The 18994-nt window shown below is 51.0% G+C and carries 12 protein-coding genes; 8 read left to right on the top strand and 4 right to left on the bottom strand.

Going from position 1 to position 18994, the window contains the following annotated elements; translation table 11 throughout:
- Positions 1–20 precede the first annotated feature (20 nt).
- Entirely contained in the window at positions 21–716 is a 696-nt protein-coding gene (locus tag JOE33_RS18540; protein WP_209924119.1) for a hypothetical protein, read from the top strand.
- Positions 717–772: 56 nt separating this feature from the next.
- Here the strand turns inward: JOE33_RS18540 and JOE33_RS18535 are convergent, their stop codons facing one another.
- Positions 773–2248 (bottom strand): YfjI family protein, encoded by a 1476-nt coding sequence (locus JOE33_RS18535; RefSeq protein ID WP_209924118.1) that lies wholly within the window; start codon positions 2246–2248, stop codon positions 773–775.
- A gap of 24 nt (positions 2249–2272) precedes the next feature.
- Positions 2273–2509 carry an AlpA family transcriptional regulator gene (locus JOE33_RS18530; RefSeq protein ID WP_209924117.1) on the bottom strand — a complete coding sequence of 79 codons (237 nt, stop codon included), beginning with the start codon at positions 2507–2509 and terminating at the stop codon, positions 2273–2275.
- Between the two features lie 896 nt (positions 2510–3405).
- Here JOE33_RS18530 and JOE33_RS18525 point away from each other — a divergent pair.
- Together JOE33_RS18525 and JOE33_RS18520 are read left to right on the top strand one after the other, a co-directional pair.
- Positions 3406–3633 carry a hypothetical protein gene (locus JOE33_RS18525; RefSeq protein WP_209924116.1) on the top strand — a complete coding sequence of 76 codons (228 nt, stop codon included), beginning with the start codon at positions 3406–3408 and terminating at the stop codon, positions 3631–3633.
- Positions 3634–3711: 78 nt separating this feature from the next.
- Entirely contained in the window at positions 3712–4680 is a 969-nt protein-coding gene (locus JOE33_RS18520) for a DUF932 domain-containing protein (RefSeq protein WP_209924115.1), read from the top strand.
- A gap of 392 nt (positions 4681–5072) precedes the next feature.
- Here JOE33_RS18520 and JOE33_RS18515 read toward each other — a convergent pair whose 3' ends face one another.
- Positions 5073–5420 (bottom strand): helix-turn-helix transcriptional regulator, encoded by a 348-nt coding sequence (locus JOE33_RS18515; RefSeq protein ID WP_209924114.1) that lies wholly within the window; start codon positions 5418–5420, stop codon positions 5073–5075.
- A gap of 175 nt (positions 5421–5595) precedes the next feature.
- On the opposite strand from JOE33_RS18515, the gene JOE33_RS18510 reads away from it, so the two are divergent.
- Positions 5596–6645 (top strand): hypothetical protein, encoded by a 1050-nt coding sequence (locus JOE33_RS18510; RefSeq protein WP_209924113.1) that lies wholly within the window; start codon positions 5596–5598, stop codon positions 6643–6645.
- A gap of 101 nt (positions 6646–6746) precedes the next feature.
- Here the strand turns inward: JOE33_RS18510 and JOE33_RS18505 are convergent, their stop codons facing one another.
- Entirely contained in the window at positions 6747–7403 is a 657-nt protein-coding gene (locus tag JOE33_RS18505) for an inovirus Gp2 family protein (RefSeq protein WP_209924112.1), read from the bottom strand.
- A gap of 707 nt (positions 7404–8110) precedes the next feature.
- On the opposite strand from JOE33_RS18505, the gene JOE33_RS18500 reads away from it, so the two are divergent.
- Genes JOE33_RS18500 through JOE33_RS18485 form a run of 4 tightly spaced genes read left to right on the top strand, consistent with a single transcriptional unit; the run spans position 8111 to position 18975 of the window.
- Positions 8111–9796, top strand: coding sequence for a DNA cytosine methyltransferase (locus JOE33_RS18500; protein ID WP_209924111.1), 1686 nt, complete (start codon positions 8111–8113; stop codon positions 9794–9796).
- 20 nt (positions 9797–9816) lie between these two features.
- A complete protein-coding gene (locus tag JOE33_RS18495) occupies positions 9817–11964 on the top strand; it encodes a hypothetical protein (protein ID WP_209924110.1) in 2148 nt (715 codons plus the stop codon).
- Positions 11961–13505: a hypothetical protein gene (locus JOE33_RS18490; RefSeq protein ID WP_209924109.1), complete on the top strand. Its 1545-nt coding sequence runs from the start codon at positions 11961–11963 to the stop codon at positions 13503–13505. Before JOE33_RS18495 ends, JOE33_RS18490 begins: the two co-directional genes overlap by 4 nt.
- On the top strand, positions 13498–18975 hold the full coding sequence (locus JOE33_RS18485) for an ATP-binding protein (protein ID WP_209924108.1): 5478 nt from the start codon (positions 13498–13500) through the stop codon (positions 18973–18975). The genes JOE33_RS18490 and JOE33_RS18485 overlap by 8 nt, the downstream gene beginning before the upstream one ends.
- Positions 18976–18994: the final 19 nt, after the last annotated feature.

Genomic DNA, 18994 nt, shown 5'->3' with positions numbered 1-18994 from the left:
GTAGTAAATAGGAGAAAAGTATGATATTCGATGATGGGTGGACCCCCGCTCCCGTGAGCGCATTAATAGAATTCGAAAATGTAACCATTGAGCAAACCATAGCCGACCTTGTAAATAAAATACAAGAGATCGAGGACGTACTAAGCCCAGGAAATAAAATAAAATCAAAGCTAACCCTGTTATGCAGAGAAATTGATGAACTCACCACGACTAGAGATGACCTGGCGTCTATTAACGCACTTATAGTTACTGATCAAGGTTCATGGGAAGAACAAACTCACAACGCCCACAAACAAGCCTGCTACTATGCTGCCATGACCTTAATTGAGCAAGCGAACGGCAATATTGTAAAAACCATGTCAGCGCTTTCGAAGGCTGCATATTACGCGGGAAGAGCGGCAGGTTATTCTCACCACAGAAAGACAACAGCTGTAGAAAAAGCCAGAAAGGCGGGTCTCGCCAAAGCATCCGTGGCGCCTCGAATCAATCAAAAAATAATTGAACTTCTCAGTACAAATAAGCCCCGCCATGGATGGACCGGAGTGCACCACGCGTCACAGTTATTGGCACCGCTACTACAAACCTTTCTACATACTGAATTAGATATCAAGAAAGCGGACTTGAAATCTGTACAGTCGATCATCACTACCAGCATTCATGACGATGTAAACGTTCTAAAGTCCTACCGTAAAAATGCTAACAAACGACAGCTATAACTGCATCACAATTGAAAAGTGCCGATTTAGTAAAACTACAAAATATGTTCTAGCCGTCAAAAACCCAACCCACTCCTGCGACCCTGCTTTGCATATCCCAGAACCCCCAGACTCCCAAAGGGCCGGGTATTTATCAAAACCCCACCCTGCCCAGGAAACATTTGAATAGCCCCTCTAATCTGAAGCAGCTCTAATGCATCGTCTAGTCGTTTTTTATTTCTCAGTCGACTTGGGCCATATTGCCGGACAGTATTTTTTCTTAAAACTAAGCTACCGTAGGCGCACTGCTTACCTAGCCAGTCAGCAAGTTCATCGACATCAATCTCCTTCTCTCCTGCCTCGTCAAATAGTTTCAAAAACTCCCTCGAATACCAATTCCCCAAGCAGATAGCTACATTTAGTGTCGATAGTGAAATCCCTCCTTCAAATCTTTCAAAACAATGGAGCAACGCGGCCAAGCGAGCAATATTGTCAGCAAGTTTGGAAGCGTGATCACTCGCAGACTTTAAACGTCCGACGGGGCTGATCTGATTTTCAATTTCATTGCTTAGATCAATCCATCTCTGGGCAGCTTCGGGTGAAAACTCAATGACTACTCTCTGGGGCTTAACTTTGTTCAGCAGGTCGACGTTCCGTTCGACAAATTCGACGAGGCGATCAGAAAATCGCTCCGAACGCTCCGTGCTTAAAGTAGTACTCTCAACCTGACGACTGCCTTGAGTAGAAGTCGGTTTACAGACTAAAAACCGAGCCCAGAGACCGGAACCACGTGATGCTTCACCACGTGCGCGCATGTAGCTATTAAAGCCACTTTCCTGCACCATTACCGAAACAGTCAAACGCGCATCATCAAGTTGGAAGCTTTCTACTGTTGCCCTATCTACTACAATCGCATCACCGCTCCACAGGGAGTTTTGTTTAGGCAAGTCATTCAGAGCAGGCCCATTCAGAACACCCAAGCCTTCGCCAGAAATAAGACCTGCACTTGGAAGATCTTGATACATTCCTCGGAATAGCGCTTGCGAAGTCGCATCCTCATAGAGCATTTTAAATCTTCTGGGTTTTTTAGGAGCCAACATGAAATGCTCATTCATACGCGCTTCTTCGCTAACTGTATCCACCCCTTTAGCAGCACGCTTAGCTATAATGCCCTGAATAGCTTTACTTTTAACCTCCCATATTTTCAATTGCATTTTCCAGGCTAGAAGCTCTTCATCATACTGCTCAGCCATCCGACTTTGAAAACGCCGCACGCCAGAAAGAAAAATGTTTTCAACTGTAGATTTACGTTCCCCTGAATTAGCTATAGTCAAGATCATTAACGAGCAGGGAACGCTGCCACCTATTGGTTTTCGCACATCAAACAACCCCTGCAGCCCCACAGACATGGCGGTGAGTGCAGCAGAAAATATTAACGGTATGGGTGCCTTTACATTGTCGCGCACCTCATCCACCGCCGCATTAATTAGCGGCAAACCAATCAGGCTCGGAAACGCATCATTTACCGCAGACATATTTAGAAAACCGTTCATCTACAATCCTCAACTTATCTATTTTTAATGCTGGCAGTTTTTATTATCCAGCTTTGATTGAATCCAATCAGATACATCCGCCTCCAGCCACCCGACAGCCGCTCCACCGAGGCTGACAGGACGAGGAAAAGAATGATCATATCGAGGTGACTTTTCATTCAGCCGATCGTAGATAGTCGAGCGACTCAAGCCCACCCGGTCCAAAACCTGTTTTAGCCGCAGGATTCTAACGGCTGGTGTACTGCTATTTTCCTGATTCATATGCTGGCCTCCAAAGCTCGACGCCAATTTATCGGGATCACCACTTTTTGTACGCCAGGTGCTTAAAGTAATGTTTCAAGACGTCATGAAACACGCTACAAGCCTTGGATTTATTGGCTTGCAGCCTTTTTTACAAAATCACAATCTGCGAAAATCACTGCTATATTGAGCTGCTACTCCTGCTACTGGTAGCAGGAGTAGCAGTAGGGACCGGGCACCACTTATGCGTCGCGTTACACCAACGCTTTGTGGTGATGGCCAGGAGGCGGCACGGGAGAAAGTCGGCGTCCGCCCCCTCCCGTGAGTGACCTCACTCGGCTTCCATCATCCGAAGCCGGCGCATAGTTCGATCAACACGCGTGCGCTCAGAGCCAGGAATTTAGCGCTGACTCATACCGGCTGCTTTCGGCCAGCTGGAAGTCGCTGGGGTAACGTTCGAGGCCACGTGTGTCAGGTCTGGCAAACCCTCGATACCGTCGAAATCAATGAGCGAGCAATATTACGGGGCTTTCAGCGCTTCACCTTAAAACGGCATCGCAAAAACTACCAAGAAGATCACATCTACCAGTAGATACAGGTTGCTATCCCCGCTACTGGTAGCGGGGATAGCAGTATGTCCTTGCCTTGGACCACAGCGCCATCCGATGAAACCGGCTTGCCACTAGCCCTATAGGCTCCCCCTCCGACAGCCATCACCAAAACGCTGTTACCCCGCTGCCTGATCTAAACGACCAGATCGTTACCGGAGCTTTAAACAAACAGTTTTCAGACCTAGATCATTCACTTGAATAACCAGCGCTATGCCTTTGCTAACTTTTAATTAACGTTACTATCGGACTTAACTATGTTGATCAATTGCCCAAGCTGTCACTCCACGCACGTGTCAAAAAAAGATCTTGGCAAGAAAACTGGCGGAACTATTGGCGTCATCGGTGGGGGAACCAGTGGAGTCGCTGGTGCCATTAAAGGTGCAGAGTTTGGTGCAGCTCTGGGAATTGCCGCAGGCCCACTGGGCATTACTCTGGGAAGTATTGCCGGAGCCATTCTCGGAGGACTGGTTGGCGCTGGAGCCGGCGGTATGGCAGGCGCAGCTATTGGAGAAAAAATTGACGATCGAATACTGAATAACTACCAATGCACGCAATGTCACTACAAATTCAGTCTATAAACAATCACAGAGCAATTACTTTAGGAGTTACACCATGGCTCATCTTGTCGAACAAATGGCTTATGTCGGCGCCACTCCCTGGCATGGCCTGGGCAGTCGCCTCACTGAAAAACAACCGCTGGAGGTTTGGCAGCGAGAAGCGGGCATGAGCTGGGAGATTCAAGAAAGCCCGGTTCACTACAAGGCCGATAGCGTGGGCAACCTCGGCACCATTCATTCGTTCGCAGAACAGAAGGTATTATTCCGCTCTGACACCAAAGCGCCACTGTCCGTGGTCTCTCAGCGCTATCAAGTCGTACAGCCCCGTGAAGTGCTTGAGTTCTACCGGGATCTTACCGAACGCTCAGGCTACGAGCTGGAAACAGCCGGCGTACTGAAAGGGGGTCGCAAGCTCTGGGCGCTTGCACGTACCGGGCAATCGACCGCGCTCAAAGGCAATGATGTGGTCAATGGTTATTTGCTTCTCGCGACCTCCTGCGACGGCACACTCGCCACCACGGCGACCCCTACTACCATTCGCGTGGTCTGCAACAACACCCTGACGATTGCCATCAACGGCTCCAACCAGGCCATCAAGGTGCCGCACAGCACACGTTTTGATCCTCGCACGGTGCAACAACAATTAGGAATCAGCGTGTCGCAGTGGGACGACTTCATGTACCGCATGCGGACACTCGCCGCACGCCCGCTGAAAGACCATGAGACCAAGGACTACTTGCGCAGAGTGTTATGTGAAGTGCACACCGGTAAGCCCGAGCACAGCGGCCTCTCAAATGAACGCGCCTTAAACAAGGTGCTGAATATGTATCAAGGCCAGGGACGAGGCGCGGAATTGGAAGCCGCAAAAGGCACCGCCTGGGGCTTACTCAATGCGGTTACCGAGTATATCGATCACGAACGCCGGGCGCGCAGCAACGAGTATCGCATGGACACCGCTTGGTTCGGTCAAGGCGCAGCAATCAAGCAGCGAGCACTCAACTGTGCACTGCAGCTGGTGGCCTGAAGTGATCATCCATCAGATCAATCAATTACCTCATCCAATTCTGGGAAGCTAACACATGACTACTCGCTGCTTGATTTGCGAATCACTGCCTGTTCTGCCCAAGGAGAATGCCAACACCGCCGTCATGCTCGTCGGGACCATTGAGAGTGTTATACGTGGCATGAGCGCGTCTGGCACAACAGTGCCCGACGTGAAGCCCGAAGAGCGGCATGAGAGTAGTGCGCTTTAGCTCCTAAAGCTGATTGGTAATGGCGCCTCGACGGCCATCGCTGGTTGCAGCACCTTGGCTGCCTTTGCTAATTATCAATTCCGCCACTACGACCGTCTCTGCCTGCGCTGCGGCGCGCTGTTCAATCATAGCGTCTGCGCTGAAACAGTCAGTCCTACGGCCATCAGCTCTGCTTCAGGCGTTCAGCCAAACGCTCAACCAGTTCCAGCACCATCAGGCGATCCTCGTGATCTAGCTGCATCAACAACCTACTGATCCGGGTCGCCTGATCATCCGGGCGTGAGCTAGCTTCGGTCAAAAGATCCGCAGCTTCACAACCAAAGATGCTAGCGAACTCCACTAACCGCTCAATATTGGGCACGACCACACCTCGCTCGACGCGTGAAACGGCCTCGTTCCCGATGCCCAAACGTTCGGCTACCTCTTCCTGGGTCAAGCCACTGCGAGTGCGCTGCTTAGCAATCGCACGACCTACCGCACCCGCCAACAACTTCTGATCTGTACCTATCACAGCACCTCCCATCTCAACCTAGATGGTTGGGCATCGCCTCATTGACATGAAGAACTCAAAAGGTTGAAAATCAACTCGAAAGGTTGATTTCCAATCGCCAGAATACGAAACACGCCACAAGCCGCAATTCGCGCTAATCGCCTACCACTATTTCCATCCACTATTTGGAGAAACTATGAGTCTGCAAAAAATAATACTCATGGCATTGCTGCCTGTTGCGCTTACCGGGTGCAACGACGCCCTCAATACCGTGAAGAACGCTAGAATGAAGGTGAACGAGAAGTACACTGTCGCAGAGGCCTTCGGTAACCGAGACATCTGCAGTAGTGTCGACTGGGATGTCATTAAGGACGACCGTGGCAGGGAGATTGTCCAATACAAATGCCACCTGACTGATATTTCCTCCTATTACGACATGGAAAAGAAACGGCAGAGAGAACACCTGCTCAGTATTTTTGATACGGAGCGGCGGGTTGCTCAAGTGCCTCTGGAGCCTGCTCGGTTAGAGTTGGAGTCTGCCGAACAGGCTGCTATCAGCCCTACCCCCGCCAACAATGCAGCCCCAGAAAGCGAGTTACTTGTCCAGCTAAACGAGTTGAATGTGATTCTCAGTGATGCCTCGCTCAAGCAAGCCCTTCAACTGAGAAACAGATACAGTCTGCCCATAGGACCAGAACTGATAGATCTTAGTCGTCGATACTTTGATCAAGATCTATGGATCAACGCCAACGGCGCGCAGAACGCCTCACCTGAAAGACTTGCAGCGTACAAACAAGCTGAGAATGAACTGCGCCAGGCGATGCAAGTTAATCAAGACAAAGTGCTCACTGCCATTGAGCAAGAACGCGCCCGCTTAAATGGAGTCCAACAATCTCGCAGAGGAGAGTCCGCTACCTATGCTCAGCAACGGGCGATCAAAGCACGTGATGCGTATGAAAAATTGCAGAGTTCAGTTGAGTCACAGCTTGCAGAGCTGGACGCAAACCAAGTCTCCCGGCTTAAGCAGTTCGATAACGCCGCCGCAGTTGTGTCTGTAGCGGAGGTTTTTCAATGGATAGTAAAGGGTGACCAAATCGACGTGATATGGTCTGGTCTTGAAGGCACGTATAGTGACGGCCAAGTTAAAACATCGAAGCATAGTGACTTAGGAGAAAGTCTTCGTGACATCTATGGCAACACCCCCAAGAGTTACTCAGAAATGCGAGACAAAGCCGCTCTAATGTAAATTCAAAAACTCTAACCAGCTGACCTTGGAATGAATGCCAAGGTCAACCCTTTGGCCAACCGGGAAGCATTTTATACAATATTATTTTTTGCACTACTGACTCAAATTCTGCTTGCCCCAAACCCGTGACTGCCATCGCCAAAGACCTTAGTGGCAGATTTACAAAGATAGCTCGCCCGATAGAAGAAATCAGCCTGTTTTTCGGGTTTATCGCGATCCAGCTCATACCGCGCGTTGACAGGAATATGTACCAGTCCCACAGCTTCCTCTAGTGCCACCCCGAGGGCGTTAGCCCAAGCATGCTGCAGACGACTGAATATATTATTTCTGCCAGAAACGTAATAGCCAAGCGCATTGAACGCATCCCGATTAAGTAGGATCACTAGATGATAGTGGGGCTTGCCGTGTTGCCCCGCCTCTCTTGCCCAAACATAACGCACCCTGCTGGGGTGCGCATGTTTATTCCGTTGCCGAGCCTTGTTACGGTTGTGCTCAATCTTAGCCCTGAATGACTCAATAAAATCCCCAACCACCTCATTGGTATAAACAACATCAGGACTTTGAGTTCCCGTAGGAAATCGCAGATCGACTCTGAATGCAAACACTCTACTATACTCATTTAACGCGCACCGCACCGTCTCTAGAAGACGATGTAAATACTGCTTTATGAACGGGCCTTTATCTTTCTGTATAATCCAACCTTGAAAATCACTATCATTGTGGAGAATGAGATTTGTATTATCTGGATGGCGAAGCATGTGAGCACTCCCATGATTAGGTCATACCTATTGCACTTCTAGTGCTAAACTACGGACCTGCTCTACCCCCTATAGAACTGAGCAGCTAGCCTCCTATTACCTATATACCAATAACTTTCAACTACACACTCAAGCACAACAACAAATCCTTAAATCAGGCAATATTTACTATATAAACATACTACTAATACCGAAGAGAAACCTACTTTAAAGCAATCAGAGCCATGTGCAATTACTCCACACCGAGCGCATAATAAGATAAAACTTCGCTCCGACAAAAAAACATCAACTTGGAATTTTTTATTTCCTAATAATTCCACCAAAACGTATCACAAAATTCGCACGAGACGGTGGACAAGGGACTGAAGCACCTGTCACCTGTCTACCTAAATTTCTTCCACCCTACCGAAAAGTTAAGCCCTTTCTCCTAGATCCCCCCTACCGCCCCCCAGAGCACGACTTGGCAGTTGCTGCCCAGCGGACCGTTTTAATTTGCGGGTTCTACACCAGTCGACGGAAGTGACTTGTAGAAATCGCCAGAAGTCCAATACTGTACATAATTACAGTAACCAAATCATGCTATCCGAAACTCCTGGACCTCATTCCTGGCTCTTCAGTACCCCCTGCTGGCACTCGCTTTCCAAGGCCAGCACAGGATTTCCTGAGGCGAGATGATTCGGGGTTCAATCAGGCTAAGGAGCTAAATCATGCGGACACCATCAAGTGAGGCTACAGGCCTGGACGATGAAATATTAATCAATAAATTCAACCACATAGGCGACACATGCAATCACAAGTCAAGCTCGCTGTCAGGCAACGCCAGGCATTGTGTTAGCTTGCGGGACAATGAATTATCCATCACTATTGCCCCCGCGAATCCCATCGAGCTGCCTCGAGCCAGCTTACCGGGTAAGCCTCACACATCGGTGACGAGAAAAGACTTCCATCTGGCTGCCTCTATGGGTGATAGCCAAGTGCTTCGCGAGACGCTTCCTTCCCTGAAAACGACCATATCCGGGCAGGAGCCCATGAAAAATATCAAAACCTCCCCCCCGGTACCCGCCAACGGGCAACCTTTGATGTTTGCAGATCTTTTTGCGGGCTGTGGAGGCTTGTCTCTTGGCCTATCGCTCGCAGGCCTCAATGGCGTTTTTGCCGTCGAGCGGGACACAATGGCCTTCTCTACTCTGTCGGCAAATCTGCTGGAAGGGCGTGATGTGCCCGTACGCCAGTTCGAATGGCCCTCTTGGCTGGAAAGAAAAGCCTGGGGTATCGATGACATCCTTGAGCAGCATCCACTTGATCTGTTGAAGCTCAAAGGCCAAGTGCATGTGCTTGCGGGAGGCCCTCCCTGCCAAGGATTTAGCTTCTCAGGGAAACGACTTGAGTCCGACCCGAGAAACCAACTGTTTGAGAAGTACGTGGAAATGGTCAAGGCCATTCAGCCAGAGGCAATTGTTCTGGAAAACGTTCCAGGCATGAAGGTCGCGCACAGTGCTAAATCTTGGAAAGACCTTGGTATACAAGTTAAGCCCCAGTCCTACTATGACAAGCTTGTCGAAAGCCTGGATAGCGCTGGCTATCAAGTCCTTGGCCGAATATTGGACTCTTCACTCTTTGGAGTTCCCCAGAAGCGCCCACGCCTAATCGTTATAGGAATCCGCAAGGATCTTGCTTGTCATCTTCGTGGCGGCGCCACTAGAGCTTTCGAGTTACTAGAAGAGGCTAGGCTGAACCAACTACGTGAGCTTGGCCTTCCAGAAACAGTCAGCGCTTCGGAGGCCATCTCTGATCTGGAAATTAAGCACGCAGGGACCAAGCCATGCACCGATCCCTCCTCTCGCTCAGGCTTTCAAGAGCTTGCATATAAGGGGCCTCGAACACCTTACCAATCCCTCATGCAAGATGGGATGGATGGTTCCATGGACAGTGTGCGCTTAGCGAAACACAAGCCCGAGATCAGTGAACGATTCATGAAAATCATTCAAGACCCCGAGTGCACTAAGGGCGGCTTAATGAGCTTGGCGCAAAGGGAAAAGTATGGTCTCAAGAAGCACCGTATTTGCCTAATGCGAGCGCAAAATCCCGCACCGACAATCACAACGTTGCCGGACGATGTGCTCCACTACAGCGAACCCAGAATACTAACCGTCCGAGAGTCTGCGCGACTGCAGTCATTTCCCGACTGGTTCAAATTCCGGGGTAAATTCACTACGGGTGGCAGCCGACGAACTAAAGAATGCCCGCGCTACACGCAAGTGGGAAACGCCGTTCCTCCTTACCTAGCAAGGGCCATTGGTCTTGCCATCAGATCAGTGCTAGCAGAAGCCAAGGCCGCAGCTAGTCAACAAACAGTCAATGAAGCAGAACAAGAAATCTTAGCCATAGCTTGAAAACATAGGAGTCGAGGGGAATGGATATCACCCAAATGGAAGGGGCGCGCTACCCCGCTGCCCTTGTCGACTGGGCCGGCCATCACTCGGGTGGAGTGAAACGGCTTTTAGACAACGAAAGCGGCCAGCCTAACAAATTATTATTAAGGACTAGCCTTCTGGCCCGACTCCAAGCCTGGGCCGAAAAGCTTCCCGCCGACAGCACGAGCATCCCGAGGATTATCCTTCTGGTTGGCGGACCAGGTAATGGAAAAACGGAAGCGATCGAATCCACTATCCACTGGCTAGACGCGAGCTTAGGCTGTGGGGGAAGGCTCATCGAAGAGCTGTCAAAGGCGTTCCATCCGTCCGCTGGCTTCAAGGTCCCACGGATAGTAAGTGTCGATGCTGGAAGTCTTTCAAGGTTCGACAGTGGCTTGAGCTTGGGTATAGTTCAGGACGCCACTTCAACAGCAGGTCATGAAGGGAGCGCTGCATCAGCACTCCTCATCGAGGAGCTCGATAGGCTACAGGATGGACCACCATCCCACGCTTATCTATGCTGCGTTAACCGGGGTGTCCTCGATGATGCGCTGATCCATGCTATCGACAATGATTTGGAAAAGCCGCGAGCCATCCTCGAAGCTGTAACGAGGGCTGTGAGCCTGGCTTACGATGCTCCCTCATGCTGGCCACTCAAAGGTTTCCCATCGATTGCAGTCTGGCCAATGGATGCGGAGTCTCTACTAGTCAAGCCTGACGAAGAGACTTCGGCGCCTGCGGAAATCCTCATCGGTCAGGCCACTGCATCCGAAATGTGGCCCGCAAAGGGAGCATGTCCAGCGGGCGAAAAATGTCCCTTCTGTACCAGCCAAGCAATCTTAGCCCGAGACGAACACCGAACAGCGTTACTAAAGATATTGCGCTGGTATGAATTAGCCAGCGGTAAGCGCTGGAGCTTCCGCGACCTTTTCTCTCTGACTTCTTATCTACTGGCCGGGCACCACCCTGTAGTCCACGACCCAGCAAGTCATACGCACCAGTCAACGCCATGCCAATGGGCAGCCAGCCTCGTCGAACTTGACCAGAAGGCAGCAGGGACCAAAAGACCTACGAGACAGACGCTCTCAGCTATTTTTCATCTGGCGACATCAAGTTACCAACACGCGCTATTCCACCGATGGGATAAAAGTGTCGCTACCTCTCTCCGCCGTGACATTAAGGAACTAGGACTCGGGAAGGAACTAGAGGTTGAGGAAGTGCGAACGCTTGTTGGCCTCGCTCATTTCTTTGCAGAGCGCAAGACTCATTATCTCCCAGCAACCATTGCCCCCTTGCTGGAAGGGCTTGTCGACTCCCTAGACCCGGCGTTTGCAAGCCCCGACAGCGAAGTTGCAGTAAGTAACCGCAGCACAATTGGCCTTGGCGACCTCGACATGCGCTTCAGTCGCTCCCTTGCTGGTGGCATAGAGTTTATCCGTAAGTATCAGGTGCTATCGCAAAACGAACTTGAGCTACTCAAGCGACTTTCTAATGCGGACACCATGCTTTCCTTGCCAAATATCCGCCGCAGGAAGCCCCTAGCGGCAAGTCGAATTCAACATATCCTCCGCGACTTTTCTTGTCGACTTGTTCGCCGCAGCATATGTACTCGAACAGCGATAGTTGCAGACTTTCAGATTTTGCAGGCATTCCAACAGGTTGTTGAAGATGACGACAAACACCAGCATCTCTTTGAAGTCGTAAAGCAAGTGAAGGATCTGCTGAACACAGGAAAAGAATTCGAGGTATCTCTAACCACTACTTTCGGACAGCCTCTACCGCCAAGGCAACGCCAGGCGACATTAGTTGTGCCACAGCGTCAGGTCAAAATGCTACCCCAAAACACATCAGGACGACCTCGAGCACCAATTTGCTATTTAGGGGTTGGTAATGGGAAATCAGCACAACCAATTCCACTGACTTATGACTTATTTAAAGCCGTGAAAGAGCTAGAAAGAGGCCTATCTCCTGCCTCTCTTCCCCGTACAGTCGTAGCTCTGCTTGATACTACTAAAGCTCGGCTTTCCGGCTTAATTGTCCGTGACCACGACCTACTTGAAGATGCACAGATACGAATAGGAACAGATGGAACGGTGGTTGGCCGATCATGGAATGGCTTCGTTGCGGGCATGGAGGATGGAAGATGAGTCTCGCGGACTTCAAGCAAACTCCCTGGAGGAGTTCCCATCCCATTTATCAGACGTCAATCCTCGCGATGACGCCTGCTCCGGAATATGCGAACTCGGAAGTACTTCTAGCGTCGCTCTATCGGGCGATAGGTTTTTCATCCGCAAGTGAGGGGAGCGTACCGCAGGCCGGACGCGGCCTGGACAAACGTATCCAGAAACTCCGAGAAAAGAGCCAGCAGCCTCCTACCGGTGCGATCGTAGGTGTTGAGACTTGGAATACAGTACTTCACGGAATTTTGGAGAGCCCGAAACTCCCAAATCAATCCACCAACCGATTTTTGCAAGTCACTCCCATCGTGCCAGGAACAGGACTCTTCTCTGGAGCAGCTCGGTTGCGGGGGAACCCTTGGAATGCTGGAAAGCTCATACGCAGAATGGTTTGCCTAGGATCCAAGGATCAGGAGTCGGCGCAACAACTTTGGAAAAACCTCTTTGCAGCTTTGAGCGTTACCGAAACGGACGACGTATTTGCACGGTGGCTTGAGCAGGAGACATCTTCGTGGAACCAAGGTCCGAGCGTCTGGACGCTAGCTCCAATCCCTGATGAGGACATGGCAACGTTAGAGTCTTCTGACTTCCTAGGAATTACCTTCCTACCCGCTCGAAGATTCACCAAAGATCTGCATTCACTTATGCAGGCGAAAGATGCCATGACACGCAGGCAATGGACCAGTTTGCTTGAGGCTGTGCTTCGCCTAGCTGCTGTCTCCCACGCAACATGGCTGTGCGACGTACATACCAGAATCTGGGGATGCCTATCCGCTGCGCTCAACGATGGCACGATACCATCTAACGAGTTGGAAGCTCGGAGCGCAGTGTTTCCGGAGTCTGCCCAATATATGGCATATGGGGGAAAAGCCCTTCTAGGCCTCAAAGATCAAGTATCAAGTTATCTGAATGCTCGCCTTGGTATCAATGCCCTTCTCTGGTCGCTAGATCAAGTTGGAGCGCCGTATAAAGGTCAGCTCTCATCAAGCAATGACATGTTAGAACTATGCCGTCATACAGAGGCGCATAGGGCGGCACTCATCCGTGCGGGAACTCTGGAGACAATTGCTGATATACGCGAACAAGAGACCAGAGCAAGGCTGTGCAAAAAAGGCATAGGCGCCAACCTGATGGAGTTCGCGCGGCATGGCCTAGGGCAACGTCGAACAGCAGTTCCATTGCTTAGGGGATATGACCAAGGATATATCCTCAAGCAAAAGGGCAGTAGCCCATCCAGCCCATGGATCGTGTCTCTTGGCCCGGTGGCCGTCCTTGCTTTAGTCCACTGCGCTCTCGCAGGCATGGGCGGCCCACGCTCAATCCAAAGACTAGGACAACAGCTCGCAGCCTATGGCGTTACCGTAGATAAGCACGATATAGCCAGAAATGACCTGGGGCACCAGCTTAGGATGCTCGGTCTCGTGCTGGATAGCCCAGATGCCGAAAGCGGCATGCTGCTATTGCCGCCGTTCCATACAAGCCAAGCTCTTCAGGGAAGTGAAAATGAATAAACTTGCACACTGGCTTGCGTCAATTGTCCGGGAAAAAGCTTTAGGCGCCACGCAGGGGCTTAATGGGAAAAAATTTGAATACAGGCTGATCTTCCGTGGTCCTCCACTCGAAATTCTCGAGCGAGTCTACGAGGAGCTCGTTCGCGACGGAGGGATCCAAGTTACGTCTGGGATAGACGGTAGCTTAGTCACGTTGCCAGTACTCCTCCAGTGCCCATCTGACCATATCAAAGGCCACAAACTTCAAATAGGGCAGTCCGGCAAGTGTGACAACGACCACTTACTGGATGTGCGTAATGACCCAAACAACTCCAGCTTTGTAGCGCTAGTCCCCGCTGGCCAGCACAACAACTTGTCGATTGAGTCGTCGAGCGATGTGTTCGGCATGAGCGCAGATGTCGAAAAATGGTCGCAAGACGGTTTTGTTCAACAAGCGATTAATGAGGCGTTAGTCTTCGCTCGCATTGAGGACTCGTACAGAGACGATGCCAAACAGCTTATACGCGCAGCTGCAGACTCGATCGACGAGGTGGATCCGGAACAAGCAAACCATGGTGCCTCATGGCGCATGTTATCTCGTGTATTTTCAATAGAGACCTGCAATCAGGGCATGTCGCCTGGCAACGGGCTTGCTCTAGCATGCGGTCTCCCACCGATGAAGGATGGTGGCGTCTCGTCAAAGGGCCAACTTTCCGTATTAAGAAAAATTGCCGATGAACTTGCGGATGGCTTTAAGACAGGCATTGAACGCCTAGCACAAAGCGCCCCTGCCGACATTGCCCAAGCCCTGCGAGAACTTCTTGCACACCTCCAAGCAAGCTGCGACGTCCCTACGGCCTTTGACCGCGCTACCGAGGCTTTCTATCTTCCTGGAAAGGCGCTAGAACTTCTGCCTTCTCCGTCATGGTGGAGCCTGCTAACTGTAGAGCAGTGGACAGATTTGCTCGCTGAAGAACTCGATGAAGTCATCGGAGAGATCAGCATGCGATGCACTAATAGTGTTACGCCTGCGATTAAGGGTTTACCGGCAGTAGTTCGAGACCGAGTGGAACTAGTCATTTCAACGAACGATGGCAGTCAGCCAGACGAATTTATGCTGACTGGTGGCTTCTTTGGAAAGGCTCCAACACCACTGCAAGCAGCACCAGACGGAGCGACAGAACATACAGATTTAGCCCCGCCTTCCCACAGGACCCCCCTAACTTACAAAGTCACTGCTGCCAACTGCAAGCCCGCAAGCATTCGCGTAATCTCTTTAGTAAGCTGGAAGCCCGGGATACTTGTAACTTGTAGGCTAGCAACGAAACTCTCACCCCCGAAAAAACCAAGCAAGAACTCTGCAGCAATGAACTGGGAGACATCCCTATCACTACCAGGCTCTGGGCGGTATGAACTACGGTTGCACTTATCGCCCGATGCAACAATTCGCAACATTGAAGGTATGCCTGACGATGCAACAGAGCTAGAGGAGCAGCAACAATCCATCGAAGCCCGGCTGGTTGGGGAGAATGAGTATTTGGTGGAGGTGGTAGCCGAAGGAAAATATCAGTTAGATATTTCCTTCAACCTTGCAAACGTTGCAACTCCTCAAGTTTGTAGAGTTTACCTTTCTTGCGATGATGCAAAGGAAGAGGGTTGTCGGAGCGAATTCGAGCGGTTAATTAAACTAAATCGCCGACATCTTGAAAAATTTGACACTAAGGCTGTGGTCCAGCTTGACCGGAACGCCCGATCTTCAAGTTTACAATCATGGATACTTGAAGAGCAGAACATAGCCAAGTCGTTCAGACCACTAGTTATTGCCGACGACTACGTATCAAAATGGGCCCCCCCCGACTGGGACGCTCCTCATGGCCCCGTCCTCTCACAAGGCCGCTTCCTGCATGACCCGCGCCCAGAAGTCGAAAGCTTTCAACCGCCCAAGGGCTTTGTGGAAGCTCGCAGGGAGATAGCAAAATACATACGAGGCGAGGATCACTCAGGGCTACTTGAGTCTGCCCCGCTCGGAGCCTGGCTATCGGATCGTACGGAATTCCGCATACTCGCCGAAGCATTCCTTGAAGCATACATGTTCTGGCTCGAAGCAGATCCGGACATCGCCTGTTGGATAGATACTGTTGCGGTCTGCTCCTTGGAATCAGACGGACGCACGCTGAGCAGAATCCCAGACGCCATTATCCTTTCTCCTATGCACCCCCTACGCCTAGCATGGCATTGTCTTGCGCAAAAAGTGCTGCGGGACGAGGTAGAGGGCGATTCCTCTTATCCATGCCCAGCTGCGAGCATATTTGATCCGGATAGTGTCCCTGATCTACTGACAATCGCATTGCAGTCGCCAAGTGGCGTAGAACGAATCGACTTCCTGTCCGTAGAGTGCAGCTCCGACTACTGGTCAGTCCTGTGGAATGGCTCTCGTCTGGGTCAGTTACCCGCCCGGACCCGCCTTCCGCCGTTCGACAACACATTCGGATTGACCGTCGGTGGCATCTCAAGCGGGTTCAGCCCCGCACAAGTTTCTCGTGCCCTCGACGACGTCACGAATCTTCTGGCCGCGAAGCCCATTATTAGTCTGGTAGTGTCAAGTGCTGGTGGCACCACTGATGCTTGCAATGAAGGTTTGGCCAACTGGTGCACCAAGCGGTTCGGCAACGGAGATTCGGACACCCCAAGACAAAGTGTCGGCGCGAAGATTCTAGAGGTATTCGATACCCGACTTTCTGGAAGGCCTGATCAGGCTACGATCGCCAATCTTTCTGAAGATACTTACAACCACGTCCGTTGGTATGACAAGCAACCAGTTGGAGCTAAGCCTGATCTAGGCATCATTGCCCAACTAGACTCGGCAGAACCCGAGTCAAAAGAAGTCGGCATGCTTTCGCCAATGGGAGTTGGCGGCTTGATCAGGCATAGAGTAAGACGTCAGCTTCTAGGTTCATTCCTGAGCGAATCACGTCAAGGCATGCAAATGCCTCGATCCGGCGAATCATTCGCTGACAAGGTTTCAGCATGCATGATCATGGTAGAGCGGATGAGGGACGGCAAAGTAGGTCTGCAGTTCTCACCCAGTGTTCATGCAGTCTCCGACATGCTTAAAGAAAACAGCGCCGGCTACGTTGCGGTTTCATCTTCCGCAATTGATCCCGCTTGTTTCTTGGGCGGCTGGATAAAAGGTACCTATCTTTGGGACTACGATCTCCCCTCCTATTCTCATCGCGCAGGTGATACTAGTGGCTATTACCTCCTATCACAGGTCAAGCAAGCCGATCGAGATGCTTTGCGCCAAGTCTTGAAGCCTCTTCCAGGGTGCGAAAACTTAGACGACGACAAGGTTGAGCAAATACTTTTAGAAGTCGCCAGAAGAGGGATTCCCACTGTCAGGGGTCTCTCTGGGGACGACACAGGAGCCACAGGTGACCTTGGCCTCTTTCTGGCGGTCCGACTCCTTCAGGATCAGTTCCGCATAGAAGGAAACCAGAACAGCCTATTGCCAGTGCTCTCGGGATCGTCAGACGAATCCACTATCGCAATAATCGTTCCCGTCGATCCGTTCAGGGGTTACCTTGCAGACCTTGCCCGATCTCTCGGCAAAGAACGCAAAGACACTTCCATGTCACGACCCGATCTGCTTGTGGTTGGCGTGCGAATCCATAGAGACAAAGTTCATCTACATCTCACCCCAATAGAGGTCAAGTGCCGCCAAGGCAGCGTGTTCGGAGCCAACGATTCCGTGGACGCTCTTTCACAGGCAAGAGCACTCTCAACCCTTTTACAAGCCATCGAAGAACGCGCCAGCACATCTTTGGCATGGAGCCTCGCCTACCAGCACCTATTACTTTCGATGATCGGCTTTGGCTTACGAGTCTACAGTCAACATCAGGCAGTGGAGGGACAGGCCATACGTTGGGCTGGCTACCATGAGCGTATCGCTGCTGCGATTCTCGATCCGGGGTCCAGACCTAGTCTGGATTTGAGAGGACGGCTTATAGTCGTGGACGATTCAACTCAGAGTGTCCAGTACGATCGTGATGGCGATAATTTCGACGAGACGATTATCATTTCAAAAAAGGATGCGGGTCGAATCGTAGTCGGCAATGATCCACAGTCGTTCTACGACGCTGTACGTGCCAAGGTTGGAGATTGGGGGCTTTTACCTCCTCACCTTGACAGCCTACTCCTTCCTGATAGCTCTCCCGCTGAAAATGAACAGTTGGCGGCGCCTTTGGGAGCTCCAAACGAAGAATCAACGGCAGCGAACTTAATCGACGAAGAGCCACCCTCCAGTAAATCGAATGGAGAAATCGCGTCTTCCTTGACTCCAGACCAGATAGGTAGTGGGATAATTCTTTCAGTAGGCAAAACAGTCGATGGTTTCGAGCCAAGACAACTAACCCTGAACATATCCGATACTCGACTCAACCAATTGAACATTGGTGTGGCAGGTGACCTCGGCACAGGTAAGACTCAATTTCTCAAGTCGCTTATCCTGCAGATATCCCGAGCCACTGATGCGAACCGTGGGATCAAGCCACGCTTCTTAATCTTCGACTATAAGAGCGACTTTAGTAGCCCGGATTTCGTAGAAGCCACCGGGGCAAAGGTAGTGAAACCCCATCACCTGCCCCTGAACCTCTTCGATACCACCGGAATGGGGGAATCTTCAGCACCTTGGTTGGATCGGTTCCGTTTTTTCGCAGATGTCCTCGACAAGGTGTACTCGGGTATAGGCCCAGTGCAGCGGGACAAACTCAAAGCAGCCGTCCGTAACGCCTACGAGGCAGCTAATGCTCAGGACCGCCAGCCTACGATCTACGATATCCATGCAGAGTACCGAGAAATACTGGGCGGGAAGTCGGATACGCCGATGGCGATCATTGACGATCTGGTGGACATGGAGGTGTTTGCAAAGACCAAGGGAGAGACAAAACCTTTCGACGAGTTCTTCGATGGTGTCGTGGTGATATCCCTGAGTTCCATGGGACAAGATGACCGGAGCAAGAATATGCTCGTTGCCATCTTACTAAACATGTTTTACGAGAACATGCTCAAAGTACCCAAGCGAGCATTTACAGGCGCGGACCCGCAGCTCAGGGCGATCGATTCCTACCTATTGGTGGACGAAGCCGACAATATCATGCGCTACGAGTTTGACGTTCTACGCAAGTTATTGCTACAGGGTCGGGAATTCGGAACTGGCGTCATCCTCGCATCTCAATTCCTTAGACATTTTAAAGTCGGTGCGACCGATTACAGGGAGCCTTTGCTGTCCTGGTTCATTCACAAGGTTCCAAACATCACGCCCGCCGAATTGGGTGTCCTTGGTTTCACATCAGATCTTTCGGAACTATCTGAGCGTGTGAAGACCCTTCCTAATCATCACTGCCTCTATAAGTCTTTTGATGTTTCAGGAGAGGTCATCCGTGGGCTTCCTTTCTACGAACTGATTAAGGAGGGAGATGACAGCCCGGCTTAGCAGCTCTCGGCCTGGAGGT

Origin of the sequence: Pseudomonas sp. PvP027 (assembly GCF_017833005.1) — a bacterium.
GTDB classification, from domain to species: Bacteria; Pseudomonadota; Gammaproteobacteria; order Pseudomonadales; family Pseudomonadaceae; genus Aquipseudomonas; species Aquipseudomonas congelans.
This window is presented reverse-complemented; position numbering and strand designations above follow the sequence as displayed.

Bases quoted from the DNA above. Each gene is read 5' to 3' on its own strand.
- JOE33_RS18505 (WP_209924112.1), bottom strand. From the start codon at position 7,403: ATGCTTCGCCATCCAGATAATACAAATCTCATTCTCCACAATGATAGT.
- JOE33_RS18520 (WP_209924115.1), top strand. From the start codon at position 3,712: ATGGCTCATCTTGTCGAACAAATGGCTTATGTCGGCGCCACTCCCTGG.
- JOE33_RS18510 (WP_209924113.1), top strand. From the start codon at position 5,596: ATGAGTCTGCAAAAAATAATACTCATGGCATTGCTGCCTGTTGCGCTT.
- JOE33_RS18500 (WP_209924111.1), top strand. From the start codon at position 8,111: ATGCGGACACCATCAAGTGAGGCTACAGGCCTGGACGATGAAATATTA.
- JOE33_RS18485 (WP_209924108.1), top strand. From the start codon at position 13,498: ATGAATAAACTTGCACACTGGCTTGCGTCAATTGTCCGGGAAAAAGCT.
- JOE33_RS18490 (WP_209924109.1), top strand. From the start codon at position 11,961: ATGAGTCTCGCGGACTTCAAGCAAACTCCCTGGAGGAGTTCCCATCCC.
- JOE33_RS18540 (WP_209924119.1), top strand. From the start codon at position 21: ATGATATTCGATGATGGGTGGACCCCCGCTCCCGTGAGCGCATTAATA.
- JOE33_RS18530 (WP_209924117.1), bottom strand. From the start codon at position 2,509: ATGAATCAGGAAAATAGCAGTACACCAGCCGTTAGAATCCTGCGGCTA.
- JOE33_RS18495 (WP_209924110.1), top strand. From the start codon at position 9,817: ATGGATATCACCCAAATGGAAGGGGCGCGCTACCCCGCTGCCCTTGTC.
- JOE33_RS18535 (WP_209924118.1), bottom strand. From the start codon at position 2,248: ATGAACGGTTTTCTAAATATGTCTGCGGTAAATGATGCGTTTCCGAGC.